This is a genomic window from Corynebacterium tuberculostearicum (assembly GCF_016894265.1).
Classification (GTDB): Bacteria; Actinomycetota; Actinomycetes; order Mycobacteriales; family Mycobacteriaceae; genus Corynebacterium; species Corynebacterium tuberculostearicum_D.
Map to the genome: position 1 here is coordinate 1971677 of NZ_CP069791.1, position 25067 is coordinate 1996743.

Consider the following 25067-nt stretch of genomic DNA (forward strand, 5'->3'; position numbering starts at 1 on the left):
TGGAGCGATATAATTGTGACCGCGATAGCTCCTAAGAGAGACGCGGTGACTACTTGCCAAAGAGGCCAAGCCCCATTTTTCATAAGTGTCCTACTCAGCTCTTAAGTAATCTGATACCACCTAATCATAAGCGCTAATACGGCATTACGAATGGGGACCTTTGCAGCGTTTGCGACAGGACGAAGCAACGGAGGGACTGCCCCTGTGATGCAGCCACCAATTAGCGCATCAACACGGGCTTCGGCTTCTAATCTGTGACCATGCCTTATTTTACTAACCAGCTCGCTTGCAGCCGCTCCTCCAAGAGCCCCTACGACGCAGCCACCAATTGCAGCAATGAACGGCAGAATAGCGGCTGGAACCGCACGGACAGAAACCTCTTCCGAATCAGAATGTTGCTTCTGGATTGCTTCAACTTCACGAAGCGAAGGCATTATCTCAGCTTGAGCTTCCGGATCGCTTGGAAAAAGTGCCGCAGCTACGCCTTCCGGAGTAGATTCTTTCGAGGCATTGTCGAGAGCTTCATAAAACTCCGGTGGAAACCCTTCCACCCTTTCACTATAGATTGGGGCAGATTCTGAAATACTGTCAGCACTTGCAGCGGGAACTATGGACAAAGTAGACGTTGGAAGAACGGTTGACATCAGGAAAGCAACCATTTTTCTTCTGGCAGAACGAGTAGTTTTCTGCTCACTTTGCGAATTCAAGACGTAACTGCGGGGCACAATAAGTCTTTCGGTATTGAGACGCCTGTCATAGTTGAAATAACTTTGACGTCAACTGTCTTGTTTTCATGAGACAATCGGAAAGAAATATCACCTAGATGCCTTATCTCCTTCCAATACCGAAACCACCCGAGTTCCAACAATCGCTCTAGCCATGTACACAAAATCGGAACGAAAGTGACCACCTTTCGGGGGCAACCTATCACTGGTTTTCTGGGGAATATGGCCAGGAAAAATCGGGAATACCCCGCGCACACGGCGGATTCAATGTCGGACTCGTGGCCGGCTTGCACAGCTTGCCGGGCGGTGTGTCTGATACTGTCGGCGTATGTCTACCTTCCTGGACAGCGCGGTTTTCCGTCTCGCGGACCGGGTCGAGCTACGAAACGGGTGCCTGATCGTGGCAGTGACTTTCCAGTTCAGCGTGGTGGCGTGAAACATTTCGGATGAGGCCGTAGAACACCGGTAGCAAGGGTGTGGGGTTGGAGCTGGTGAAGGAGTTTTCCGACCCCGCTGCCCAGCAGGATTTTCTGGTGGGCAGCGGTTTATTTTTCCTCCGGTCAGCTAGGTCTTCCTTAGCTGGACACGAGCCTTCTATCGCCACTCTGGATTGTCGGTATCCACCCCTTGCGCCTTAGCAGCATGCTCAATGGCGTCCGCCAACCATTGCGCCAACCCCTCTTGCTGCGTTTCATAGTGGGCACGGAAGCGCTCGTCAGCTACGTAGCCGCGTGAAATCAAGAAGTGCTTTGCCGGCGTGACGGGAAAGAAGGCGCTTAATGCTTCGCGGTGCTTTTCGACGATCCCCTGCGCCTCCTCCGAATCCGGTGCCTTACCGCTCGCTACAGCTTCGGCAAGTTCTTTATCCACCTCAGCCACGCCGGCTTGAGCATCGCTCCAGTTCTTCTCCGACCAACCGGCAGTGCGCTGCTGATACACAGCCCAATCCTCGCTCGATCCGTAGGCCTCTTCGGCTTCTTGTTGATGCGCGGCGAAGTTGGCATCGCCGACAATCTGTCCGATTTCTTCGGTGGTGAGCTTTCGGTTATTCATTGCATCCTCCATCAAGGTGTCAATTGCTGCCAGCATGTCAGTAAGGCTGTCGCGCTGCGCGAGCAGGCTCTCCTTTTGCCTCCGCAAATGTTCTAAGTCGGAGGCACCGCCATCTAGCAGCTGTTTAATATCGGTCAATTTCATACCGGTGGCGCGATAGATCAGAATCTTCTGCACGCGGGCGCAGTCTTCTTCGGTGTACAGCCGGTAGTTGGACCAACTGCGCCACGTTGGAGACAGCAAGCCTTGTGCCTCCCAGTGATGCAAAGTGCGCACCGTGATGCGGAAGAGCGCTGCTACCTCGCCAACGGTATAGAGAACTTCATCGATGTCGTCCATGGCTTCATTGTCGCGCCTTACGCTGCGTCAGGGTCAACCTCAAAGAAAAATCTGCAGAAACTGTTGCCAGAGTGTTGGGTTTATGCAACACTTGGGTGCATGACAGCAAATGACGCCCCAGTTTCAACAACGATCCGCGCCGAACGGTTCCGCAGACCCGGCCCCACACGTGGATTAATCGCGTCAATGTATGGCTGCGTGGCCGTATCCGCGATTTTCCTCATCATTGCCTTAGCATTTTCCGCCTATTGGGCCCTCTTTGCCATGTCGATAACAATCGCGCTCTCGTGCGTACCGTGGACCATTCTGCGAATTTCCATCGACTCCAAGGACACGAAGCCTCTGGCCTCTCTCGATGAATATGAGGCCCAGGTGCTGGACCACTGGCGGCAAAAGGCGTTCAAGCTGTCTACGTCATTGCTTATCGGCGGGAGCGCGGCTGCTTTCATATCCAACTTTGGGTTCCTGGGCGCAGATATCTTCGAATTAAATAGCACCAAATTTCTCTTAGGAGTCGGCTACTACCTGCTCTTTAGTTATTTCATCTCTGCCACCCTGCCCGCTGTCGGATACGCACTGACCTTCAATCAGAACTCGGAGGACTAAACATGCCCACTTTGACCATCGATCACCTCAATAAGTCCTTCGGGGAGACTCAAGCCCTGCGGGATATGACCTTTAGCGTTGGTGACGGCGAAATCTTCGGTTTCGTCGGATCCAACGGCGCCGGAAAGTCCACCACCATGCGCATTGCACTTGGTGTGCTGGCCAAAGACTCTGGCGAGGTCTACTTCGATGACGCCCCGATTAATGACGATAACCGCCGCCGCATTGGTTATATGCCAGAAGAGCGCGGGCTCTACGGCAAGGAGCCACTCCTGAGCCAGCTGGTCTTCCTCGGCACCCTGCACGGCATGGATAAACCCGCCGCCAAGCGCGCCGGTACTGAGCTTCTAGAACAGCTGGGCCTGGGTGAGCGTATGGACGATAAGCTCGATGACCTGTCTTTGGGCAACCAGCAGAGGGTACAGCTCGCAGCCTCCCTTATCCACGACCCAGACATGCTGATTCTGGACGAGCCCTTCTCCGGGCTGGACCCGGTGGCGGTCAACGTCATGTCAGACATGCTGCGCGAGCGCGCCAATCGCGGCGTGCCCGTCATTTTCTCCTCGCACCAGTTGGACTTGGTGCAGCGCTTGTGTGACCGCGTGGGCATTGTGACGAAGGGGCATATGGTGGCTGAAGGGGGCGTCGATAAGCTGCGCAGCCAAGGCCCTCCCCGCTTTGAAGTCGCTACCCCAGCGCGCGGCTGGTATCCGGAAGGCACGGAGCTGGTGGCAGAAACTGCCGACGCCGTCGTGCTCGAGGCCGATGAAACCATCGATGACCAGGCAATCCTGCAGGCAGCCCTAGCCGCAGGCCCGGTACATTCCTTCGGCCGCAAGATCCCGGATCTCACCGAGCTATTCCAAGACGTCGTCACCAGCAACCAGAACGAGGAGGCCTAGGCCATGCAGTATTCCGCAATGAAGACCATCGGAGTTGTAGCCAAGCGTGAGATGGCAGTCGCGCTGAAGTCGAAGATGGTAGTGGGCACCATGCTGCTACTCATCCTCGGTGCCATTATCGCGCCTATCGCCATCAATATTTTCGGCGGAGATGATGAACCAGATTCTGTAGCCGTCGTGGGCATGGAAGCGTCTGCCTTTGATGATTCCGGTATCGATGCCACAGAGGCAAAAGACCGCGCGGAAGCCCAGCAATTGGTAGAAGACGAAGAGGCCGATGCCGCCCTAGTACCGGCAGAGAACGACGGCTGGGATCTCCTCAGCAAGGGCGATACACCTGCCGCGGTAACTACCACGGTCAACCAAATCGTTGCTTCTCAAGCACAAGCAACGGCGCTGGATAAGCTCAATATTGACCCACAAGAGTTAGAAAAGGCTACCCCCTCGACCACGGTCAATCAGGTGAACTTAGAAGAAGAGGACGGCACTGAACAGAAGCTAGCCAGCGTTGCCACGGTACTAATCGGAGTCATGGTTGTGGTCTTTTCCGTCGCGACCTTCTCCGGTCTAATTGGCGGCCGCGTCACCGAGGAAAAATCCTCCCGCGTAGTGGAAATCATCTTATCCTCCGTGCGTCCGGTAGACTTTTTGGCCGGCAAAATTTTGGGCAATTCCATCATCGGGTTCTTAGCTATCCTCCTCATCTTGGGCGGGGGCGCGATCTCGCTTGCTGCGACCGGCCTGGCTAGTGACATCGAGCTAGATTATGGCTTGGTAGCCGTCCTCCTTGTGGGCGAGATTCTAGGCCTGCTTTTCTTTGGCAGCCTTTACGCTGCAGCCGGCTCCATGGTGCAGCGCACCGAGGATCTCCAGTCCACGCAGGCGCCCATCCTCTTCCTCATCATGGCGACAGGCTATGTTCCCATGTTCGGCTGGGCGCACCTGGATGCCACGTGGATGCAGGTCATGACCTGGTTGCCGCCGGTCTCCATGCTGGTCGCTCCGATGCAGGTGGCCGGGGGCAACCTCAGCTGGTTAGGTTTGCTAGCTAGCTATGTGCTCATGGCTGTGGTGACCGCACTGATTATCATCCTCGTCGGTCGCATCTACCGCCGCGCCATTTTGAACAATGGCCGCAAGATGACCTGGCGCCAGGCGCTGGGCAAATAAAAATAATCCGGCTCCCCGCCGATGGTGCGGGAGCCGGATTCTTCTATGTACCGAAGCTACTGAGTGATGAACTCGTTGGTAATCGGCTGGGTAATGTCCAAGGTGCCGTGCTCGATGTAGTACATACCGAAGAACATGGCTGCCAGCATCACTACGGCTAGCAGCATGTTCGGGATCCACTGCACAAAGACGGAAACCCAGCCCTTGCTCTTATCGCGGGCTGCTGCTTCGCGCTGCTCCTGAGCCTCACGCTCGTTCATAATGATAAAACCTTTCGATCCACCGAGGATTAACTACGGATATCTTAACAGTTAAGTGCCCGCAAGGCCGCATTCCTCGCACTTTTGATTGACACCGAAATTCGGCAATTAAATTCCTGGGTCCTCATCATTGAGCAGCGCCTCTACAAAGGACTCGCGGTCTCCAAGCATGCGCTCAATGTCCTCTTCCGCGCCGACGATCCACAGCTCGGTGTCTTGGTCATAGGTGAGAGCGGAATCTGGGTAGGCCTCTAGTGCCTCCTCCATGGCGGCAACTTGTTCCTCGCTGGCGGCGTCGTCCAAGTGCACCTCTGGATCGCCGATTCGCGGGCTAAGCTCCTCCAACGCGGTGATCCCGTAGGTCTTATATTGCTTCTTCGGGTGCTCAAAGAGCTCTTGTCCCATCATGGAGCTTGATCCTTTCCGTGTAGTAGCGAATCTGGCACGTACCCCTCATAGCCCGGGATGTTTTTGACCTGTAGTACTCCGGCAAAAAAGCGCCGAAGGGCGGGCACGTCCTCGGGTTGCAGGTGGTCAAAGACCATGCGGCGCACGGATTCCACGTGTTCAGGAGCGGCACGCCGCAAGTGTTCTAGGCCAACATGAGTCACGCACACGTTGATGCCGCGAGCATCGTCCTCGTCCGGTTCTTTGGTGAGCAGGCCGCGCTTTTCCATCCTGGTTACTTGGTGGGAGGCGCGGGAGCGGTCCCACTCCAGCTGAGTGCACAGCTCGTGCAGGCGCAGGCGTTGTTCCGGTGCCTCGGACAGGGCAACGAGGACGGCGAACTCGGAGGCAGATACCTCGCCGCCGGCTTTCAGCGTTTCCTCCATTCCCCTATCTATTTTTCGCACAGCGGCAAGCAACAGGCGCCATAGCTCCTGTTCTTCGTCGTTTAACCAGCGAGTTTGATAAGGCATGGGACCTAGATTACCCCTTTGAGGGAAGCTATGTCGCGCTCATCGCGTCCCGGCACGCGGGAGTAGCGCTCTGGCATGCAGGTAAAGACCAATACCTGGTTGTCTCGTCCCACGTGGGAAAACAGCGTGGCCATAAGCTGCAGGCGGTGTGCATCGGTAGAGCCCAGCGCATCATCTACGATGACGGGAACCGACTCCGGCCCTACTAATTGCGCGATGGCAAAGCGGGTGAGGATGGCCAGCTGCTCGCGGGCACCTCCGGACAAGCTCGCTAGGCTCACCGTCTCATTGTCCTGGGTGCGGGTAGTCACGCGAAGGTCCTCATCGAGCTCGAAAGTGATGTCGCCACCGTACACGGTGCGGGCCAGCTGTGAGAGAGCAGCCACGAAGGGCGCGGCGTAGCGCTGGCGGGCGGCATCGCGGTGCTTAAGCAATAGTTCGCGCAGGTAGCGTGCGGCTTGCGCGCGCTTGTCGACGCTTTCGTATACTGCCCGGGCCATCTCCACCGCCGCGGTGGCCCGTTGGGCGCGCTCGGCGGCACCGGAGTGGAAGTTCACCTCGCTGGAAAGCCGGCCGAGGTCTACCTCGCAGCGTTGGATACGTTCGGTGAGGTAATCCAGGTGGGACTGCGCGCCTTCCACCAAGGAGTTGGCGGTATCAAGGTCTACGGCTTCCATCTGATCTAGCTGCCCGCGCAGGTCCGCCACTACGGATTCCAAGCGGATGACCTCAGCACGCAGGTCCTCGTCGGCGGCGCGTTCGCGTGCGGAGGAAAGGTCTCGAGTCACGCGCTGCGCGTTTTCGCGGGCCGCGGCAAGTTCGGCATCGAGGCGCACAGCCTCATGGGCTAGGCGGCTTTCGCGGTACGGCACGAGTTCGCGGTCGAGCGCATCGACCTTTTCGCTAGCTTCTTCCTCCGCGGCTTCGGCGGCGGCGAGGTCTACCTCTTCCACGTCCGCAAGGTCCGCGATCTTCTCAGCCAGCGCAGTATGCTGGGCGCGCAGCTCGCCTAAATCATCCGCACCCAGTTCCGCAGCTAGGGCGCGGGTGGCGGCATCGAGGTCGTCGTTCTGCGCACGGTGCGTCTCATGAGCTTCTTCGGCCGCAGCTACAGATTCTACGCCGAGGGTATCGAGCAGATCCCGCAGCCGCATGCGCGCCTGTTCCACATCGCGCTGGGTGTCCTCCGCGGAATAGGAACCGGCCGAGAAGCGGGCGGTGATATCGCCGATGGTGATTACGCGGGAATCGACAAGCTCGACGGCGGTGTCCTCCCCCACCTCGATGTCCTCGCCATCGACGCGGATGGTGGAGCCGGCCGGCCCGGAGAAATGCACCTTGGCGGCAGCGGCCTCGTGCAGGCGCTCGGCCACCGACAGCGCTGAGTCTGCCTTATGCAGGCCGGTGATATCGGCCGCGGTGACCTCCCGGCCGCGCTGCGCAACGACGGCGCGGGCTTGATCCGCCTCGGCGGCAAGGGAGTCAAGCGATTCCAGCCGGGCGCTGAGCTGCTCAAACTTCTGCTTATCCTGCAGGCGACGTGCCTGTTTGAGAGTGGTGCGGGCCGCGGCATAGTCCGCTTTGGCCTCTGCCAGTTGCTTCTCCAGCAATTCTTTGGCCGCGGCTTCTTCCTTCGCCTTGTCTTGCGCGGCGGAGAGCTTATGCTGGGCGGCCTCGGTGGCCACGGCAGCTTCTTCGGCCGCGGTGACGAGCTCGGCACGCTCGGTGACCGCGGCTTGCGCACGGGCAAGGTCTTCTAAAGCACGAGCGAGGGTGGCCTTATGGGAGTCCAGGGTGGCCTGCGCGGTGGCGGCTTCCTCGGCCTGCGCCTGTTTGTCGGTGAGATCGGCGCGGGCGGCGGGGAGCTCTGCTTCAGCGGCGGCTTGGTCGCGCTCGAGTTGCTCGTAGCGCTCGACCACGGAATCGAGCTCGCGCAGGACGCGGGTGGCTTCTGTGTATTCCTCTTCGGCGCGGGCTAGGGCTGCGACGGCGTCCTTGTACTCGCCGGCCGGGTTACCCTTCGCCGCGGTGAAGTAGCGCTGGTATTCCTTGTCCACGCGAGCGAGCAACGCGGAATCGTCGCCGGAGACCTCGTCCTCGGCCAGACCGGATTCGCGCTCGAGCGCGCGGGTCAGGCTAGGAATGCCGACAGCAGAGATGGCCGCGCCGGTGTCGTCTTGGCGCATAAAGAGGGCGTCGACAAGCGAGCGATCCAAATGCTCCGAAAGGATGCGCTCTAGCTCATCGTCGGCCTGGCTGCCGGTAAACTGCGCCGGCCGGGGTGCGGTGACATTCAGCTCGCAGGACTTCTTGGATAACCAACGCTTGGCAATGCGGAAGCGGTACTCCCCTACGCTCAGCTCGGCCGTAACTTCCGGGGCAACGTCCTTGCCCACCGGCTGCAGGGAGCGAATGCGCTTGGAGCGGCCGCTGTGCTTTTCGGTGAGCACAACATCGAGCGCCTCCACGATGGTGGACTTGCCGGCTTCGTTCTCGCCATGGATGACCACGACGCCGGTCTCGGGCAGCTCATCAAGGACCAGGTGCTCAATGCCGCGAACGTTGGTGAGTTCTAGGCGGTGGATGCGCATTAGGACTGCCCCTCCAAGCGGAATAGCAGGTTGGCGGCGTCGCGGGCGACGGGATCCTCGCGGTTGTCCAATAGTTCATGCAGCGCTTCGGCCGCGTAGCCGGAGATATCGAGGCTGGCCAATTCCTCCTCGCTGGGTTTCAGGTAAAGGTCCATGGTGCGCTCGCGCGGGCGCAGGGAGGCAAATACGGCTTCGTACTCGTCCAGGCCGCGCTGCAGACGGGCGTGGGCCTCGACGCCAAGCGTGCCGCGCAGGCTATATTTCACGGCCGTGCGCACCTTATCGGGGTACTCGCCCAGGCGCGCGAGGAAGCGCTCCACGTCTTCGGCAGAATCCACGGCAGCGTCGAGGGCTTCAAAGGTCCAGCGGCCGATGCGGCGCTTATCGACGTCCACCTCATCCCCCACGCGCACCACCAACGCATTGCCGGAATCGGATTCGCCGCCGCCAGTGCTCGTTTCCTTATAGTCCGTGGTCTCCGGGCTACCGGAAAACCACACCCGGCCGGTCGTGCCAAGGCTCGCGGTGGAGTGGGTATCGCCGAGCGCGAGGTAGTCGATCACCCCGCGGTCTAGGCAGTCCTCGACGAAGGCAAGGTCAATGGTATCGGCGTCATCCTCGCCGGAGCGGGAATCCACCTGGCCGTGGCCGACTGCGATGCGGATGCCCGCGGCCGGCTCCAACGGTTCGAGCGCTTGGCGGACCAAGTCGTGATTCGCGCGCTTGGAAAGGTACGGCGCGCCAACCAGTTCCACGCCGGGTGCGACCTCGATGGGCTCCGAGTCTGCTATGACGTAAACATTGTCCGCGCTGGCCTTATAAAAGACCGAATCCGCCACCAGCGGGTCGTGGTTTCCCGGCAGGACATAGACCGGCACCGGCAGGCGCTTGAACATCTCCGTGGCGCGGGCGAGGATGTCGCGCGAGAGGGCATTGTGCTCAAAGACGTCGCCGGCCACGACTATGAAGTCCGCACCCGTGTCTTGAGCCAGCTCTCCCAGCCGGACGATGGCGGCCTCGCGGTCATCATTAAAGCGGCCTTGGGCCTCGCCCTTCAAGAACCAACGGGTCATGCCCAGCTGAAAATCGGAAGTATGAATAAACGTGGTAGCAGTCATTAGTGCGAGAGATGGTAGTAGAGGTCTTCAATATCAGATACCGCGCGCAAGAGATCCAGGTTGGTATGCGAAACCGAACGCATGGCCTTGCGCAATAGGTCCGGATCGGAGTCATCGATGGCCGGGGCTACCTTGGGCTGCGGCAGCTTCGGCAGCTCGCGGCCGTTCCAGAAGATGTCATTCTTTTCTTCCTCGGACAGGTCACTCGGGGTAAAGCTTTCGCGGCTAACCGCCTTGGCCTGTTCTAAGACCATGCGCTCGAGCCGGGCAAAGTCCAGCCCGCGCATATTAAAGATGACGGCCGGGTCCGCATCGGCGCGGGTGGCGAGCTTATCGCCCACCGCCACGATGTGCTTGCACACGTACTCGCCATCTGGGCAGTCGCAGGTCAGGCGGAGGTCTTCGGCCTCGGAGGCAAAGAGGGTGTCCAGGGCGGCGTCGGAAAGCATGCCCTTGCGCGCATTGGCCACGGAATTGGGGGTGCGGGCGAATTCGGTGGCCAGCTGGGCAATATCGTCGTTATTGCGGTACGGCAACTGGATGAGCACCGCAAAGGGCTCGTTCTGGGAGCCTGCCACGCGGCCATGGATGGCACCGTTGCGCACCTCGAGGCCCACGACGTGGCCGCCCTCCGCGTACTGGCGGCCGCGGGTAATCCGGCCGCGATCCGCGCCATGCGAGGTAAAGGCCGCGATGCGCGAGGCCGTAGTGGACAGGATGCGCCCGCTGCGGTCTACGTGATTGACCTCAGCCGGGGTGCTTACTCGTTTGCGGGTGCCAAAATTGGCATAGATGACGTTGTCGTCGCCTTTGACGGCCATGGATTACTCCCTCCCCCGGTAGCTCATGAGTGCGGCCAACTGATCTGGGTCCAGCTCGGTGAGCCAGCCCTCGCCTTCGCCCACCACGGCGCCGGCCAGCTGCGTCTTACCGTCCAAGATATCCTGGATGGATTCCTCCAGCGTACCTGCGGTGATCATCTTATACACCTGCACATTGCGGCGCTGGCCAATGCGGAAGGCACGGTCCGTCGCCTGGTTTTCCACCGCCGGATTCCACCAGCGGTCCATGTGCACGACGATAGAGGCGGCCGTGAGGTTCAGACCGGTGCCGCCGGCTTTGAGCGAAAGGATCATCGCCGGCGGTCCGTCCTCGGACTGGAAATCTTCCACCATCTGGTCGCGCTTATTCTTGGTTACTCCGCCGTGGAGGAAGGGAATATCGCGGCCCAGCTGGTCACTCAGATAGGGCTGCAAGATATCTCCAAAGGCCTTGTACTGGGTAAAGACGAGGAGTCGCTCGCCGGATTCGGTGGCCTCATCCACGATGCGCATGAGCTCTTTGACCTTGCCGGAGCGGTGCTTGCCCTTGAGCGTCACCGGCGAGTTATCGCCCAGGTAGTGCGCGGGGTGATTACAAATCTGCTTAATGCGGGTTAGCGAGGCCAGCACCAAACCGCGCTTATTGATGCCTGTCGCCTCCTGCAGGTCCTTCTTTACCTGGTTGACCAGTGCCTTATACAGGGCGGCCTGCTCGGTGGTCATGGATACGGTGAGGATCTGCTCGGACTTTTCTGGCAAGTCATCGATGATATTCGGGTCCGTCTTGACGCGGCGGAGGATAAACGGTGCGGTGAGCTGGCGGAGGCGCTCGGACATCTCCTCGTCATTATTGCGCTCGATGGCCTTGGCAAAGTGATTGCGGAAGAACGAGGCGGTGCCCAACACGCCGGGATTGCAGAAATCCAGGATGGAGCGCATCTCGGAGAGTCGATTTTCCACCGGGGTGCCGGTCAGCGCCACGCGGTGCTCTGAGGGCAGCGAGCGCACGGCTTTGGACGAGCGGGTCGCGGAGTTCTTGATGGCCTGGGCTTCATCGAGGACAACGCGCTGCCAGCCCACCTCGCCCATGTCATTAAAGTCGCGGCCCACGGTGCCGTAGGTAGTGATAACGAGATCGCTCACGCCGGCCTCCTTAAAAAAGTCCTCGCCGCGCGGGCGACTCGAGCCGTGCTGCACCATGACCTTGAAGTCTGGGACGAAGCGCTGGGCCTCGCGGGCCCAGTTGCCTACCACGGACGTTGGTGCCACCACGAGCGTGGGACCGGTCTGCTCACCGCGGTCTTTCTCTACCGCGAGGAGGGACAGTAGTTGAAGGGTTTTGCCGAGACCCATGTCGTCGGCAAGCACTGCCCCAATGCCACTGCGCGACATCCAATACAGCCAGTCGACGCCGCGGCGCTGGTACTCGCGGAGCTCCGCCTTCACAGTCGTAGGGATCTCCACGCGCTCTGGCGCGACCTTATCCACCCCGCCGAGCAGCGCCGTGTGCCAGGTGCTGCCGGTGAACTCGATGGGCTCTTGGGTCATGGACTCTAGCGCCAGCTCGCGCAGTTCGGCCACGGTGACCTGCTCGTGCTCCTCGCCGCCCTCGTTGAATTCTTGGCGGCGGCGCTCCACGTCCGCCATCAGAGCTTCCCACCCTGGCTGGTCGAGCTGCTTAGCCATCTCTGCGGAGGCTGCTAGCTGCTCGAGCTCCTTTTTCTTGCGCGCGATGGCCTTCTCCCGCAGCGCGTCCATGTAGCCGGAGACTTGGGAGACGACCTGCTTATCGGCCATGACCCACTTGCCGCGCAGCTGGATGAGGCCGGACTTGGAATTGACCAGGTCCTCCATCTCTTCCTCGGTCAGCTCCACATCGCCCACGGACATGCGCCAGTTATAGTCCACGAGCTTATTCATGCCGATGTGTTTCTTCGTGGCGGCCTCGGCCGGATCGCGGGCCTCGTGGGTTTCCAGCTTGGCCTTAGTCTCCATCTGTGCCCAGGCTTTAGGCAGCATGACGGTCACGCCGCTGGCCTTGAGCTTATCCACCTCGTGGGTAATAAAGTGGGTGAGCTGGTGGGTTTCAAGGTAGACGTCCCAGTCGCCGTCGCCAGGCTGCGGCAGCTGCGCGGTCTCCCCCAGCGTGGGTGCGATGCGCACGGCTTTGCGGTGAGCTTCGCGCAGCTTTTCCACACTCGCTCTATCCAAACTCTGCGCCGACACCGGCCGCGGAGAATCCGTGCCCGAGCGCACCCGCACGCGCACTGGCCACTTGGCCGTATCCGGGTCAACGTCAAGCGGCTCCTCCACGATGTAGACCAGCTGGAGCTCAACCTCGTAGATGGAATTCTTCCACTCATTGAGCCCGCGCAGCAGCTGCGAGCGTCCCCGCCGGATTGGCCGCGTATCGAGCAGGGCGCGGGCGAACTCGTGCCATGGCATCGGCCGCGGCGCCTCCGCCACGGGCCGCAGCTCGCGAAAGGCAATCCAGTGGGTGAGCTCATCGGCCATGTCATCCGAGAGCGCCCGATTATTCACGTGCAAAATGCCCGGCGCGGCCGCCATCATCTCCGCGAGCCAGCCGCGCTCGCCCAGGCCGGAGGCCAGCTGCCACATGGGGAACCACTCATTGGCTTGGTAAGCCAGCCGGAAGGTCACGCGCCCGGCGCGCACGAACTTGCACAGGCCGCTGTAGGCATGAATCAGCCACTGAAGGTCGGGGGCGATGGTGGCGGGCGGCTTGTGGTTCAGGTGCTCCATTTGGGCGAGCGCCGCCACGGCCTCTTCGGGGCCGAACATCGCCATGGGCACCATCAGGGAGACATCCTTGCCCTTTGGCGTACGCAGCGATACCCGCGCTCGGTTGCGGAAAGATTTCTTCCCCAGGATGGACTCCACCGCCGGCGGGAAGGTGCCCTCAGGAACGGCGTTGGGCATGACAATCTTGTGCCCTTCTACCTGTTCAATCCATAGACCTAGTCCCGTAACGGGGAGCCACAGTCCATGCACTAGGTAAGAAGCCATAGCCGCCAGCATAGCAGCCCATTTGATTTTGTTACACGCTCGTTATGTTCCGTCCTTTTCCCAGTTGAACGACAGAAAATCGAAACGGAGATCTGCGCCACACCTGTATTTTCGCTTGGGTTAACCTTGTGACCCCGTTAACGTGAGAATGTCATCACACACCTACAAGGAGTAAAACGTGCAAGATTCAACTTGGTACGTCATTGCGATGATCGTGTATCTCCTCGCAATGGCAGCCATTGGCTATTGGAGCTACAAGCAAACCGATCAATATGACGATTATGTTTTGGGCGGCCGTGGTCTGCACCCATTCGTAGCGGCCCTCTCCGCAGGCGCTTCCGACATGTCCGGCTGGCTGCTCATGGGCCTGCCTGGCGCGCTCTTCCTCTCCGGCATGTCCGAGCTATGGATGGCCATCGGCCTGCTCGTCGGCTGCTGGGCAAACTGGAAGTGGGTCGCACCGCGCCTGCGCTCCTACTCGGAGATCGCGGCCAACTCCATTACCGTGCCGTCCTTCTTTGAAAACCGCCTGCACGATAAGTCCCGCCTGCTGCGCATCATCTCCGCAGCCATCATCATCTTCTTCTTTACCTTCTACGTCTCCTCCGGCATGGTCTCCGGCGGCCGCTACTTCGAGTCCACCTTCGGTGGCGACTACCTCACCGGCATGCTTGTTATCGCCGCGGTGACCATCTTCTACACCTTCGTCGGCGGATTCTTGGCTGTGTCCTACACGGACGTCGTCCAGGGCGTGCTTATGTTCGTCGCCTTGATGATCGTGCCAATTATGGCAATCGTCTCTCTCAGCGATCCTGCTTCCATCTTCTCTTTCGCAAGCAATAATGCCTACGGCACCGATGGCGTAGTGGAAAATGACAACTACTTCTCCATGTTCGCGGGCGTTTCCGCTGGCGTCATCATCGGCAACCTGGCCTGGGGCCTGGGCTACTTTGGCCAGCCACACATCGTGGTCCGCTTCATGGCGCTGCGTAAGCCTTCCGACGCCCGCCAGGGCCGCTTCTACGGCGTTACCTGGATGGGTCTGTCCGTTATCGGCGCTATCTTCGTCGCTCTCTCTGGCACCGTCTACTTCACCCAGACCGGCCACAGCATCACCGACCAGGAGAACTTCGAAACCATCTTCCTGGATATGGCGCAGGCCATGATGCACCCACTGCCCGCAGGCTTCGTCCTGACCGCGGTTCTGGCCGCCATCATGTCCACCATGTCGTCCCAAATGCTCGTCGTCTCTACTTCCCTCATCGAGGACCTCTTCCTCATCTTTGCTAAGAAGAAGCCCAGCGAGCAGGTCCTCATCAATCTCTCCCGCACCGCCATCGTCGCCATCGCGGTCATCGCCGCCCTGCTGGCAATCAACCCATCTGACTCCATTTTGGGTCTGGTTGGCTTCGCTTGGGCAGGCTTTGGTTCTGCCTTCGGCCCGATCATCTTGCTCTCCCTGTACTGGAAGCGCCTCAACTCCGCCGGTGCCATTGCCGGCATGCTTACCGGTGCAATCGTTGCTATTGGCTGGGGCATGTCTCCGCTTTCCGACGTCCTCTACGAAATCGTCCCAGGCTTCTTCCTGGCCCTCATCGTGGCGGTTATTGTCTCCAAGCTCACGAAGGAGCCTAAGCCAGAGGTTGTTGCCGAATTCGAAGAGTCCACCAAGCTGGCCAAGCTCGTGGAAAATGACTCCAACCTCGACTTTGAGGAAGCCGCAGAAAAGGTCACCGATAAGTAATCGGAACCAACGCGGACTCCTCGCAGTCCAATAGGACATGAAGTCCTATTACCTGGCCGCGCTATCATGCATCACCGTCCTCATCGGTGCATGGTATGCGTGGCCTTTTCCGCGTTTTGACGTCACCACGCTCCCCTCCCGCCCCGAAGCCGCCGGCTACAACCGTGAAGACTTCGGCATCTGGCAGCCCCACGGCGCCTGCACCACCCGCGAGGTCATTCTAGAAAGCCAATCCAGCGAACCCCTCCACGCCTGCCACGCCCGCAGCGGGGCCCTTTATGACCCCTATAGTGGCACCACCATTCCCGCTACCTCGCCCATTGAGATCGACCACATTTTCCCCCTCTCCGCGGCCTATGACCTTGGCGCTTCCGAGTGGGACCGCGAAACCAAGGTCCGCTTTGGCAACGACCCGCTCAATCTCGTAGCCACCAGCCGTGAGCTCAACCAAGAAAAGTCAGACGCCCTCCCCGCGGAATGGCTACCTCCCGCCAACCGCTGCGACTATTCCCGCCGCCTTGCTGACATAGCCCGAAAGTACGCCCTTCCCCTGCCTTCTAAGGACGTGCGGGCGATGCAAAGGCAATGTCGGTTAGCCGTACTCACCGGAAATTGATTAGGGTTGACGTGGCAACTTTCCGCGATTGAAGGGTTCATTCAATGACTTCTTTCCTTGTATTTTTCCACGTGGCCGCAGCCATTCTCTTGATCGGCCCGGTATGCGTATCCACCTCCAGCTTCCAGACCCAAATGGTCAAGGCAGCACAGGGTGACCACGCGGCGCTCGGCTCCGCTCGCGTCCTGCACAACATCACCAATACCTACGGCTACATCTCTGCCATCGTGCCTATCCTCGGCCTCGGCGTATTCCTTTCCGATATCAGCGCTTACAAGTCCGAAGTGAACTTCCACATCGCCATCTTGGTTGCCATCATCGCATGGTGCCTGCTCTTCTTCGTCATTCTGCCAAAGCAGAAGAAGGCGATGGCCGCCCTCGAATCGACTGAATCCTTCGACTACGCGGCAGCTAAGAAGCCACTGTCCGCATTCGGCGGCGTATTCAACCTTCTGTGGATCATCTGCCTCATCCTGATGTACGTCCACTTCTAAGTGGCCTTCTAAAAAGCCATTTACTCCTCTGGGACAGTGTCTTCACTGTCCCTTTTCTCGTTTTCTAGCTCTTCCTTCAGCTTTTGCGCATCTTCGTGCGCATTCTCTCGACGCCGCCGCGTCGCCTGCGCCACAGTCTGCGCCCACCTCCGATTCTTCGGCGCGAGCGGCCCGCTGGCTTCGTCATAGACCCAAGTCGAATCTTCAAAGAGCCAGACGACGTCCCCGCTAATCGGATCCTTGATATAAAACGCCCGTCCATCAGTCTTGATGTTGTGGTGATGTTGACACAGGCAGGTCAAGTTTGCCGCCGAAGTAGGTCCTCCGTCAGCGAAATCATGCCGGTGGTCCATCTGGGAAGCCATCGCCGGCCGCGTACATCCGGGCCACCGGCAGGTTCCATCGAGCCCTTCCACAAAGGCGCGAATATGCGGCGGGGTGACGTAGTTTCCGCTTTCATCTTCTGCCGCCTTCTCCATGTCGCGCACGGTCGTGGCCCGCGATTGCATGTCATCGGCCACCTCAGGCGAAACCCAACCCAGGTTTTGGACGAAAGCAGGAGCATCCGGCAGATCGCAGCGGTACATATTGAGCACCACCTTCGCCTTGGCTTCGGCCTCACCGGTGAGCAACTCGACCGCAGCCTGAGCCAAGGAAATGTCCTTCTCCGTGGCCACACCGCGAATATTTCGGTCGATGATTTCGGCAGTCTCTAGGCCCACGTCGAGGCACACTGCGGCCCACTCCCCGCCCGTAGGCTCGAGGTGATAGGACTCCTTGCGCCGCGGGTCGCGTGCGGCGATGGTCGGATCAAGGCGGACAATAAGCTCCCGCAGCTTTCGCCGCAGGTTGCGATGGGACGGTAATTTTTGGTTGGGGCGTTTGGGGGTGAGGTAGGTGGTTAATTCGGCGTCGATAAGCAGGCGTTTTTCGGTGTCAATCTCGCCCAACTTGGACAGCGTCTGGTCAATAGTAATTAAGCGGTCTAAATCTAAGTGGTACTGCTCTTCCTGCCGGGCTTTAAGGCGCGGCAGCTCCTGCAATCGCTCAAAGGCGAAAATGATATTTCTAATTCGGGACTGCCGCGTTCCGGTGAGATCCGACAGTGATTGGCTAATTATTTCGATATCGTCATCCGGGTCTGGATGCAGGCGTTTCCATAGGAGGTATTCGGCCTTGCGAATGTCTGTTGCTGCTTGTGAGGTGGAATTTGCTGGATTGGTATTGGCAAAGTAGGGCGCATTCATGGACTTCCCCGCAGAAGTTTCTCTAGAACATGTTTGCGCTTTCAGTATACAAAACCCCTCCGACACACTACCCCCGTTTATAGTAAAACCGCAGGTCAAATGGCACGAAAAAATGGGCCTCCAAAGAGGCCCATCGAGTCGAAAATGCTAGTCGCGCCAGCGTCCACCGCGCTTGCGTCCACCGCCGTGGTCACGGCGAGGTGGGCGGCCGGTGTCCTTCTGAATCTTAATCAGCTGGCCGGAAATGCGGGTATCCTTCAGGCGGTCCAGCACTGCCGGATCGAGGTTCTTTGGCAGGTCAACCAGGGTATGGCCCACCGCGATGGTGATGCGGCCAAAGTCCTTGGCAGACAGGCCACCCTCGTTGGCAATAGCGCCGACGATGGCTCCTGGGCGCACATTTTGCCGCTTGCCGACGTCCAATCGGTACGTCTCAAAGTCTCCGTCCGGCCGCTTTGGGCTGCGGCCCTTACCGCCACCCTTGAAATCGCGCTTGCGATCGTCGCGGCGGTCGCGGTCGCGCTTCGGCTTGGGCAGCGGCTTGTCTTCCATCAGGAAGTTCTTGCCGCCCTGCAGCATGACGGCGAGGGCTGCGGCGATGTCATCCATGGCCGCGTTATTGTCCTCGGAGTACTTGCGCACCAAGGTGCGGAAGAAGTCCGCCTGCTTATTGTCCATGGAGTTGGTAATGGACTGCGCGAACTTTTCCTTGCGCTTTTCATTGACCTCATCAACGGACGGCAGGTCCATCTCTTCCAGACGGGCGTTGGTCACGCGCTCGATGGAGCGCAGCATGCGGCGCTCGCGCGGGGTGACGAACAGGATGGCTTCGCCGGAGCGTCCAGCGCGGCCGGTGCGGCCGATGCGGTGCACGTAAGACTCGGTATCGTTCGGGATATCGAAGTTCACCACGTGCGTGATGCGCTCAACGTCGAGGCCACGGGCGGCGACGTCGGTAGCCACGAGGATGTCTAGGCGGCCATCCTTGAGCTGATCGACGGTGCGCTCACGCTGCGCCTGCGCAATATCGCCATTGATGGCGGCGGCGCTGAAACCGCGGTCACGCAGGGTCTCGGCCACCTCTTCGGTCTCGTGCTTGGTGCGGCAGAAGACGATGATGGCGTCGTAATTGATGACCTCAAGGATGCGGGTGAAGGCATCCATCTTTGCGCGATGCGGGATAAGGAGGAAGCGCTGCGTGATGTTGTCATTGGTGCGACGCTCGGACTTCACCGTGACCTCGGCGGGGTTGTCGAGGTACTGCTTAGACAGGCGTCGGATAGCGTTCGGCATGGTGGCCGAGAAAAGCGCCACCTGCTTGCGATCCGGGGTGTCCTCCAGGATGCGCTCGACGTCTTCCTGGAAGCCCATGTTCAGCATCTCATCGGCCTCATCGAGGACGAGGAACTGCAGCTGGGACAAATCCAGCGAGCCCTTCTCCAGGTGGTCGATGACGCGACCCGGGGTACCCACGATGACCTGCGCACCGCGGCGCAGACCGGATAGCTGAATGCCATAGGCTTGGCCACCGTAGATAGGCAACACCTCGACACCCTTGAGGGACTCGGCGAAGGACTGGAAGGAGTCCGCCACCTGCAGCGCCAGCTCGCGGGTTGGCGCGAGCACGAGGGCCTGCGGATGGCGGGCCTTGGTGTCAATCTGTGACAAAACCGGCAGCGCAAAGGCTGCGGTCTTGCCGGTACCGGTCTGGGCAAGGCCGACAACGTCGCGGCCTTCCATCAAGATCGGGATGGTTTCTTCCTGAATGGGGGACGGCTTGGTGAAGCCTACTTTCGCAACGGCCTCCAGAATTTTCTCTGGCAGGCCAAGATGCGCGAACCCCTGGGAGTTGTCGTTGGCTGAATCTTGGGACTCAGCGCCGGTGTCCTCAGAAGTATTCGCAGCCCTGGTGTCCTTGGTGACACCTTGCGAGTTGTCCTGAGATTCCGACTTATTAAAATCTTCCGGCTCGTTGACGCCGCCGGTGGCGTTATCGGTAATGCTCATTGCTTCACCAACCCTACGCGATTGCCGCCCCAAACTCCATATCCTAAGCGCCCGCGACGAAAGTGCGGTAGCTCAGCGGCATGCCCGGACGGTAGGCCAAGTGCACGGCGCTGGGGGCGTCGAGCACGTGCAGGTCCGCGGCGGCACCCTCCACAATGGTGCCCTTCGCAGGGCGGCCCTGCGGGTCGAGGCCATTGCCAACGTTGTGGCGGCGCAGGGCGGTCGCCCCGCCGGTGGTGGCGGCGTGAATGGCCTCATCGACGGAGAGGCGTTGCTGCAGGACCGCGGTGGTCACGCAGTAGTTCATCGAGGAGGTATAAGACGTGCCGGGGTTGAGGTTGGAGGCAATGGCGAGGGTGGCGCCGGCGTCGAGAAGCGTGCGGCCCGGAGCAAGCGGCTCGCGGGTGGACAGGTCGCACGCCGGCAGCATGGTGGCCACGGTATCGGAATTGGCTAGCAGCTCGACGTCCTCGTCGGTTAGGTGATTGACGTGGTCTACCGAGGCGGCGCCCAGTTCGACGGCGAGGGCAACGCCTGGACCCACGCCCAGCTGGTTGCCGTGCACGCGCAGGCCAAGGCCCAACTTCTTACCGGCCTCCAGCACGCGGCGGGATTGTTCCTCGTTGAAGGCGCCGCGCTCACAGAAGACGTCGATCCACTGCACGTAGGGAGCAACGCCTTCGAGCATGGGGCCAACGACCTCGTCGAGGTACTCCTCCGCGTCCGCTCCCGGCGGGACCAGGTGCGCACCTAAGAAGGTCACGTCATCGACGTGGCGGGAGGCTACCTTGGCGGCCTCCACCTCGGACTCGGTATTGAGGCCGTAGCCCGTCTTGGTTTCGAAGGTGGTGGTGCCACCGCGGCGGCCGGCGGCCACGCGGTCCGCCACCAGCTTGTCCAGGCGGTCGGTGCCGGCCTGGCGGGTGGCGTCCATGGTCACGGCGATGCCGCCTGCCTCATAGGAACCGCCGGAGATGCGGGCCTCGAATTCGGCGGAGCGGTCACCGTCGAAGACCATGTGGGTGTGCGAATCTACCCAGCCGGGCAGGACGGCGCGGCCGCCCAGGTCCACCTTCTCATCGGCGGCCGGAGCCTCGGAGGCTGGGCCGACCCAGGCGATGGTGCCGGATTGGGCGATAATGGCGGCGTCGTTAAGCGTGCCACGCTCGCTGACCGTACGGAGTTCTGAAATGCCGGTAAAAAGTGTGCTCATCTAGTCCCTTGCCTTGAATTCCATTGGAATGCGGACGCCGCGCTCGTCGGCGACCTCCTTTGCGCGAGTGTAGCCGGAATCAACGTGGCGGATAACGCCCATGCCCGGATCATTGGTGAGCACCGCGCGCAACTTGGCCGCGGCGAGTTCGGTGCCGTCTGCAACGGTGACCTGGCCTGCGTGGATGGAGCGGCCCATGCCCACGCCTCCGCCGTGGTGGAGGGAAACCCAGGTAGCGCCGGAAGATACGGCAGTCATGGCATTGAGCAGCGGCCAGTCGGCCACGGCATCGGTGCCATCGAGCATGGCCTCGGTTTCGCGGTATGGGGATGCCACGGAGCCAGAATCCAGGTGGTCACGGCCGATGACGATCGGCGCCTTGATCTTGCCCTCGCGGACCAGGTCATTAAAGAGCAGACCAGCCTTGTGGCGCTCGTTGTAGCCCAGCCAGCAAATGCGTGCCGGCAGGCCCTCGAACTCGACGTACTCCTCGGCGGCGTCGAGCCAGTTGTGCAGGTGCTCGTTGTCCGGGAAGAGCTCCTTGAGTGCTTGGTCGGTGACCTTGATGTCCTCTGGGTCTCCGGAGAGCGCGGCCCAGCGGAAGGGGCCTAGGCCCTCGCAGAAGAGCGGGCGGATATAGGCCGGAACGAAGCCCGGGAACTCGAAAGCGCGCTGATAGCCGGCCTTGCGGGCCTCATCGCGGATGGAGTTGCCGTAGTCGAAGACCTCGGCACCCTCATCCTGGAACTCAACCATGGCTTGAACCTGGGCGGCCATGGACTCGCGAGCCTTCTTGGTAAAGGTGGTCGGATCCGCCTTGGCCTCGTTGTGCCAGTCTTCCATGGTGATTTCAGAAGGCAGGTAGGACAGCGGGTCGTGTGCGGAGGTCTGGTCCGTGACGATGTCTACGGTAAATTCCCCGGCGCGCTGGCGGCGCAGGATCTCTGGGAAGACCTCGGCGGCGTTGCCTACCAGGCCGACAGACAGCGGCTTCTTGTTTTCCTTGGCGTCCAGGACTAGCTTGAGGGCCTCGTCGAGGTCGGTGACAACCTCATCCAGGTAGCGCTTGTGCTGGCGGCGCTTGAGGCGGGTCTCGTCCACGTCCACGATGAGGCAGGCGCCGCCGTTGAGGGTGACAGATAGCGGCTGTGCGCCGCCCATGCCGCCGCAACCGCCAGTCAGGGTGAAGGTGCCGGCCAGGCTGCCGCCGAAGCGCTTCTTGGCCACGGCCGCGAAGGTCTCGAAGGTGCCCTGCAGGATGCCCTGGGTGGCGATGTAGATCCAGGAGCCGGCCGTCATCTGGCCGTACATCATGAGGCCCTCGTCCTCGAGCTTGCGGAAGTGCTCCCAGTTAGCCCAATCGCCTACGAGGTTGGAGTTAGCGATAAGCACGCGCGGTGCCCACTCGTTGGTCTTCCAGATGCCCACCGGCTTGCCGGACTGCACCAGCAAGGTCTCATCGGACTCGAGATCCTTGAGGGATTCAACGATGGCGTCGAAGGCTTCCCAGCTGCGTGCTGCGCGGCCGGTGCCGCCATAGACCACGAGGTCCTCGGGGCGCTCGGCAACCTCGGGATCGAGGTTATTCATGAGCATGCGCAGGGGCGCTTCGGTCTGCCAGGACTTGGCGGACAGTTCGGTTCCGCGCGGCGCGCGTACTTCGCGTGGTTGAGACATGGCTTCCTTTCGTCGTGCTTTTCGACGCCCTCCCAAGCCCCCTAGGCCGGTTTCCCGGGGCTGTCCCCGGGGACTTGTTGGGCGTCACATGTCACAAGGTACTGTGACCTAGCTCTGTGTACCATGCCACACAAACCCGAACTGTCTCGTATATGAGACACCCACGGGATGATCTACGATGGCCTGCATGCGTCGGTTCATCCCCCTCCTTTCCGTGGCCCTCCTCGCCGCTTGTTCCACCCCCGCCGAGGAACCGCAGCCACTCCACTATGTGGCGCTGGGAGATTCCTATGCGGCCATGGGCTCGACCACGCTGCCGCTGGACCCTCCCAATACCTGCGTGCGCGCACAGGATTCCTACCCCGAGCTCGCGGCCAAGGAGATGGGCGCAAAGCTCACCAATGTGGCCTGCCAGGGCGCCAGTACCCTCGACGTGCTTTCCTCCGCCGGCGAGCACCCCGCCCAGGTGGACGCCCTACGCGAGGACACCGACCTGGTGAGCCTATCCATCGGCGGCAATGACGCCAGCTTCGTGCGCCTTACCCAGTGCGCCACGGACGATATCTGCCAGGCGGAATCCGGCGCGCAGATTGACCTGGAAATCCGCGATCTGCCGCGCCGGCTCGACAAGGTCTACGAGGAGATTCACCGTCGCTCCCCTAACGCGAAAATCCTCGCTACCGGCTACCTTCCCCTCATAAAGCGCGGGGAGACCTGCCCCTACATAGAAAAAATCCCGGCCACTGACCGGGAATGGGTGGCTCGCTCCATCGAGCGCATCAACCAGGCGGTGCGCGAGGCCGCCGAGCGCAATGGGGCTACTTACGTGCTTGCCGACGCCGCCCTAGACCACACCGCCTGCTCCCCCTCGCCGTGGGTGGATTTTACGGGCAAGGAGACCGATTCCTTCCCCATGCACCCCACCCACGCGGGACAGGTGGCGATGGCCCAAGCCCTTAGCCGCGCAGCTGGCCGGTAGCGTCCTCGACGGCGTCGATAAGAGCGCCTTCTTTAACTAGGCGTACAATTTCCTCGATTTCCGGGGACAGGTATCGGTCCACGCCGGGGCCCTCGACAGTCTCGCGCAGCTTCTCAATCACCGCGCCGGTTCCCTTGGCCGGGGTACCCTCGCGCATGTCGATGGCGCGGGCGGCGGTGAGGATCTCTACGGCGAGCACCCGCTGCAGGCCATCGACAGCCTTGCGCAGCTTGCGGGCGGCGGACCACCCCATGGAGACATGGTCTTCCTGCATGGCCGAAGACGGAATGGAATCGGCCGAGGATGGGTTAGCCAGGCGCTTCATCTCACTGACGATGCCAGCCTGGGCGTACTGCGCGATCATGTGGCCGGAGTCGACACCGGGGTCATCAGCAAGGAAAGCATTCAACCCGCGGTTGCGCGCCGGGTCCAGGAAGCGGTCGGTGCGGCGCTCGGAAATGGACGCCAAGTCCGCAGTGACAATAGCCAGGAAGTCGAGCGCATAGGCTACCGGCGCGCCGTGGAAATTGCCATTGGAGACCACGCGGCCATCCTTGGTTACCACCGGGTTATCCACCGCGGCTGCGAGCTCGCGCTCGGCCACCTGGGCGGTGTGGGCCAGGGTATCGCGGAACCCGCCCGCTACCTGCGGGGCGCAGCGCACGGAGTACGCATCCTGCACCTGGTTCTTCTTGAACTCCTCGAGCGCGGCCTCCAGAATCTCAGAGCCTTCGGCCACCTGGAGGATATTGGCCGCGGCATCGGCCTGGCCTGGGTGCGGGCGCAGCTGCTGCAGGTCATCGGCAAAGACCACAAGGGTGCCGAGCAGTCCTTCCACAGTCATGGCGGTGGCAATATCGGCGGTCTTTGCGGCCGCGCGCAGGTCAGTAATGGCCAGGCAGAGCTGGCCGAGCATGCCATCGGTGCCGTTAATAAGCGCGAGCCCTTCCTTCTCGCGCAGCTGCAGCGGCTCGATGCCGGCCGCGGCCAGGGCGTCGCCTGCGTCCTTAAGCTCGCCGTTGACACGCACCTCACCCTCACCCAGCAGGGCCAGCGCACAGTGGGCCAGCGGCGCCAAGTCGCCAGAGCAGCCCAGCGATCCGTACTCGCGCACCACCGGCACGATGCCAGCGTTCAGTGCCTTGGCATAGGTTTCTACGACCACTGGGCGCACACCAGTGCGGCCGGTGCACAGGGTGGACAGGCGCAGCAGCATAAGTGCGCGAATGACTTCTTCTTCTACCTCTGGGCCGGTGCCTGCGGCATGCGAGCGCACCAGGGAAAGCTGCAACTGGGCGCGCATCTCCTCCGGAATGTGGCGGCGGGCAAGTGCACCAAAGCCGGTGGAAATGCCATAGACCGGGGTGGGATCCTGTGCCAGTTCTTCCACGCGCTCGCGGGTCGCGGCTACCTCTTCGAGAGCCTCGGGCGCAATCTCCACCTTCGCCCCATAGCGGGCAACGGCAACGACGTCCTCGATGCTCAGCGCACCGACGTTGACGGTCACGGTGGATGGGTAGGCGTTAGGCATGGCAAAACTCCTTGGAGTAGGGATCGA

The 25067-nt window shown here is 60.9% G+C and carries 21 protein-coding genes; 7 read left to right on the plus strand and 14 right to left on the minus strand.

The window, feature by feature from the left end; genetic code table 11:
- Positions 1–101: 101 nt before the first annotated feature.
- Positions 102–659, minus strand: a complete 558-nt coding sequence (locus I6J28_RS09425) for a hypothetical protein (protein WP_204609464.1) — start codon at positions 657–659, stop codon at positions 102–104.
- A 660-nt stretch (positions 660–1319) separates the two neighbouring features.
- Positions 1320–2117 (minus strand): MerR family transcriptional regulator, encoded by a 798-nt coding sequence (locus tag I6J28_RS09430; RefSeq protein WP_204609466.1) that lies wholly within the window; start codon positions 2115–2117, stop codon positions 1320–1322.
- Positions 2118–2216: 99 nt separating this feature from the next.
- Between I6J28_RS09430 and I6J28_RS09435 the strand changes: the two genes are divergently transcribed.
- From I6J28_RS09435 to I6J28_RS09445, 3 genes are read left to right on the plus strand one after another with little or no spacing between them, the layout of a single operon-like run.
- Positions 2217–2723, plus strand: a complete 507-nt coding sequence (locus tag I6J28_RS09435; RefSeq protein WP_239235749.1) for a hypothetical protein — start codon at positions 2217–2219, stop codon at positions 2721–2723.
- Positions 2724–2725: 2 nt separating this feature from the next.
- Positions 2726–3625 (plus strand): ABC transporter ATP-binding protein, encoded by a 900-nt coding sequence (locus I6J28_RS09440; RefSeq protein ID WP_179386357.1) that lies wholly within the window; start codon positions 2726–2728, stop codon positions 3623–3625.
- A 3-nt stretch (positions 3626–3628) separates the two neighbouring features.
- Complete coding sequence (locus I6J28_RS09445; protein ID WP_204609468.1) at positions 3629–4795, plus strand: ABC transporter permease; 1167 nt, start codon at positions 3629–3631, stop codon at positions 4793–4795.
- A gap of 56 nt (positions 4796–4851) precedes the next feature.
- Here I6J28_RS09445 and I6J28_RS09450 read toward each other — a convergent pair whose 3' ends face one another.
- The 7 genes from I6J28_RS09450 to I6J28_RS09480 all read right to left on the minus strand — a co-directional run bounded on the left by I6J28_RS09450 (position 4852) and on the right by I6J28_RS09480 (position 13544).
- Positions 4852–5055 (minus strand): hypothetical protein, encoded by a 204-nt coding sequence (locus I6J28_RS09450; RefSeq protein WP_204609470.1) that lies wholly within the window; start codon positions 5053–5055, stop codon positions 4852–4854.
- A gap of 108 nt (positions 5056–5163) precedes the next feature.
- Positions 5164–5463, minus strand: a complete 300-nt coding sequence (locus I6J28_RS09455; RefSeq protein WP_204609472.1) for a molecular chaperone GrpE — start codon at positions 5461–5463, stop codon at positions 5164–5166.
- Positions 5460–5975, minus strand: a complete 516-nt coding sequence (locus I6J28_RS09460; protein ID WP_204609474.1) for a MarR family winged helix-turn-helix transcriptional regulator — start codon at positions 5973–5975, stop codon at positions 5460–5462. The genes I6J28_RS09455 and I6J28_RS09460 overlap by 4 nt, the downstream gene beginning before the upstream one ends.
- 5 nt (positions 5976–5980) lie before the next feature.
- Positions 5981–8566, minus strand: coding sequence for an AAA family ATPase (locus I6J28_RS09465; RefSeq protein WP_204609477.1), 2586 nt, complete (start codon positions 8564–8566; stop codon positions 5981–5983).
- Positions 8566–9684 (minus strand): metallophosphoesterase family protein, encoded by a 1119-nt coding sequence (locus I6J28_RS09470; protein ID WP_204609479.1) that lies wholly within the window; start codon positions 9682–9684, stop codon positions 8566–8568. The genes I6J28_RS09465 and I6J28_RS09470 overlap by 1 nt, the downstream gene beginning before the upstream one ends.
- Positions 9684–10505: an SWIM zinc finger family protein gene (locus I6J28_RS09475; RefSeq protein WP_204609481.1), complete on the minus strand. Its 822-nt coding sequence runs from the start codon at positions 10503–10505 to the stop codon at positions 9684–9686. Before I6J28_RS09475 ends, I6J28_RS09470 begins: the two co-directional genes overlap by 1 nt.
- A gap of 3 nt (positions 10506–10508) precedes the next feature.
- Complete coding sequence (locus tag I6J28_RS09480; protein WP_204609483.1) at positions 10509–13544, minus strand: DEAD/DEAH box helicase; 3036 nt, start codon at positions 13542–13544, stop codon at positions 10509–10511.
- A 166-nt stretch (positions 13545–13710) separates the two neighbouring features.
- Here I6J28_RS09480 and putP point away from each other — a divergent pair, with 166 nt between their 5' ends.
- The 3 genes from putP to I6J28_RS09495 are packed head-to-tail and all read left to right on the plus strand — an operon-like array spanning position 13711 to position 16386.
- Positions 13711–15276, plus strand: coding sequence for a sodium/proline symporter PutP (gene putP / locus I6J28_RS09485; protein WP_204609485.1), 1566 nt, complete (start codon positions 13711–13713; stop codon positions 15274–15276).
- 37 nt (positions 15277–15313) lie between these two features.
- Entirely contained in the window at positions 15314–15892 is a 579-nt protein-coding gene (locus tag I6J28_RS09490; RefSeq protein WP_204609487.1) for an HNH endonuclease family protein, read from the plus strand.
- Positions 15893–15936: 44 nt separating this feature from the next.
- Positions 15937–16386, plus strand: coding sequence for a DUF2269 domain-containing protein (locus I6J28_RS09495; protein WP_204609489.1), 450 nt, complete (start codon positions 15937–15939; stop codon positions 16384–16386).
- A 20-nt stretch (positions 16387–16406) separates the two neighbouring features.
- Here I6J28_RS09495 and I6J28_RS09500 read toward each other — a convergent pair whose 3' ends face one another.
- The 4 genes from I6J28_RS09500 to hutU all read right to left on the minus strand — a co-directional run bounded on the left by I6J28_RS09500 (position 16407) and on the right by hutU (position 22530).
- Entirely contained in the window at positions 16407–17633 is a 1227-nt protein-coding gene (locus tag I6J28_RS09500) for an HNH endonuclease signature motif containing protein (protein WP_204609491.1), read from the minus strand.
- Positions 17634–17780: 147 nt separating this feature from the next.
- Positions 17781–19640, minus strand: coding sequence for a DEAD/DEAH box helicase (locus I6J28_RS09505; RefSeq protein ID WP_204609493.1), 1860 nt, complete (start codon positions 19638–19640; stop codon positions 17781–17783).
- A gap of 43 nt (positions 19641–19683) precedes the next feature.
- Complete coding sequence (gene hutI, locus I6J28_RS09510; protein WP_204609495.1) at positions 19684–20853, minus strand: imidazolonepropionase; 1170 nt, start codon at positions 20851–20853, stop codon at positions 19684–19686.
- The gene (hutU, locus tag I6J28_RS09515; protein WP_179386344.1) at positions 20854–22530 is read right to left on the minus strand and encodes a urocanate hydratase; all 1677 of its coding nucleotides are present in this window, start codon (positions 22528–22530) and stop codon (positions 20854–20856) included.
- A 187-nt stretch (positions 22531–22717) separates the two neighbouring features.
- Here hutU and I6J28_RS09520 point away from each other — a divergent pair, with 187 nt between their 5' ends.
- Positions 22718–23509 (plus strand): SGNH/GDSL hydrolase family protein, encoded by a 792-nt coding sequence (locus tag I6J28_RS09520; protein ID WP_239235731.1) that lies wholly within the window; start codon positions 22718–22720, stop codon positions 23507–23509.
- Here the strand turns inward: I6J28_RS09520 and hutH are convergent.
- Positions 23487–25040 (minus strand): histidine ammonia-lyase, encoded by a 1554-nt coding sequence (gene hutH, locus I6J28_RS09525; protein ID WP_204609499.1) that lies wholly within the window; start codon positions 25038–25040, stop codon positions 23487–23489. The two genes, I6J28_RS09520 and hutH, sit on opposite strands and share 23 nt — an antisense overlap.
- Positions 25041–25067 lie beyond the last annotated feature (27 nt).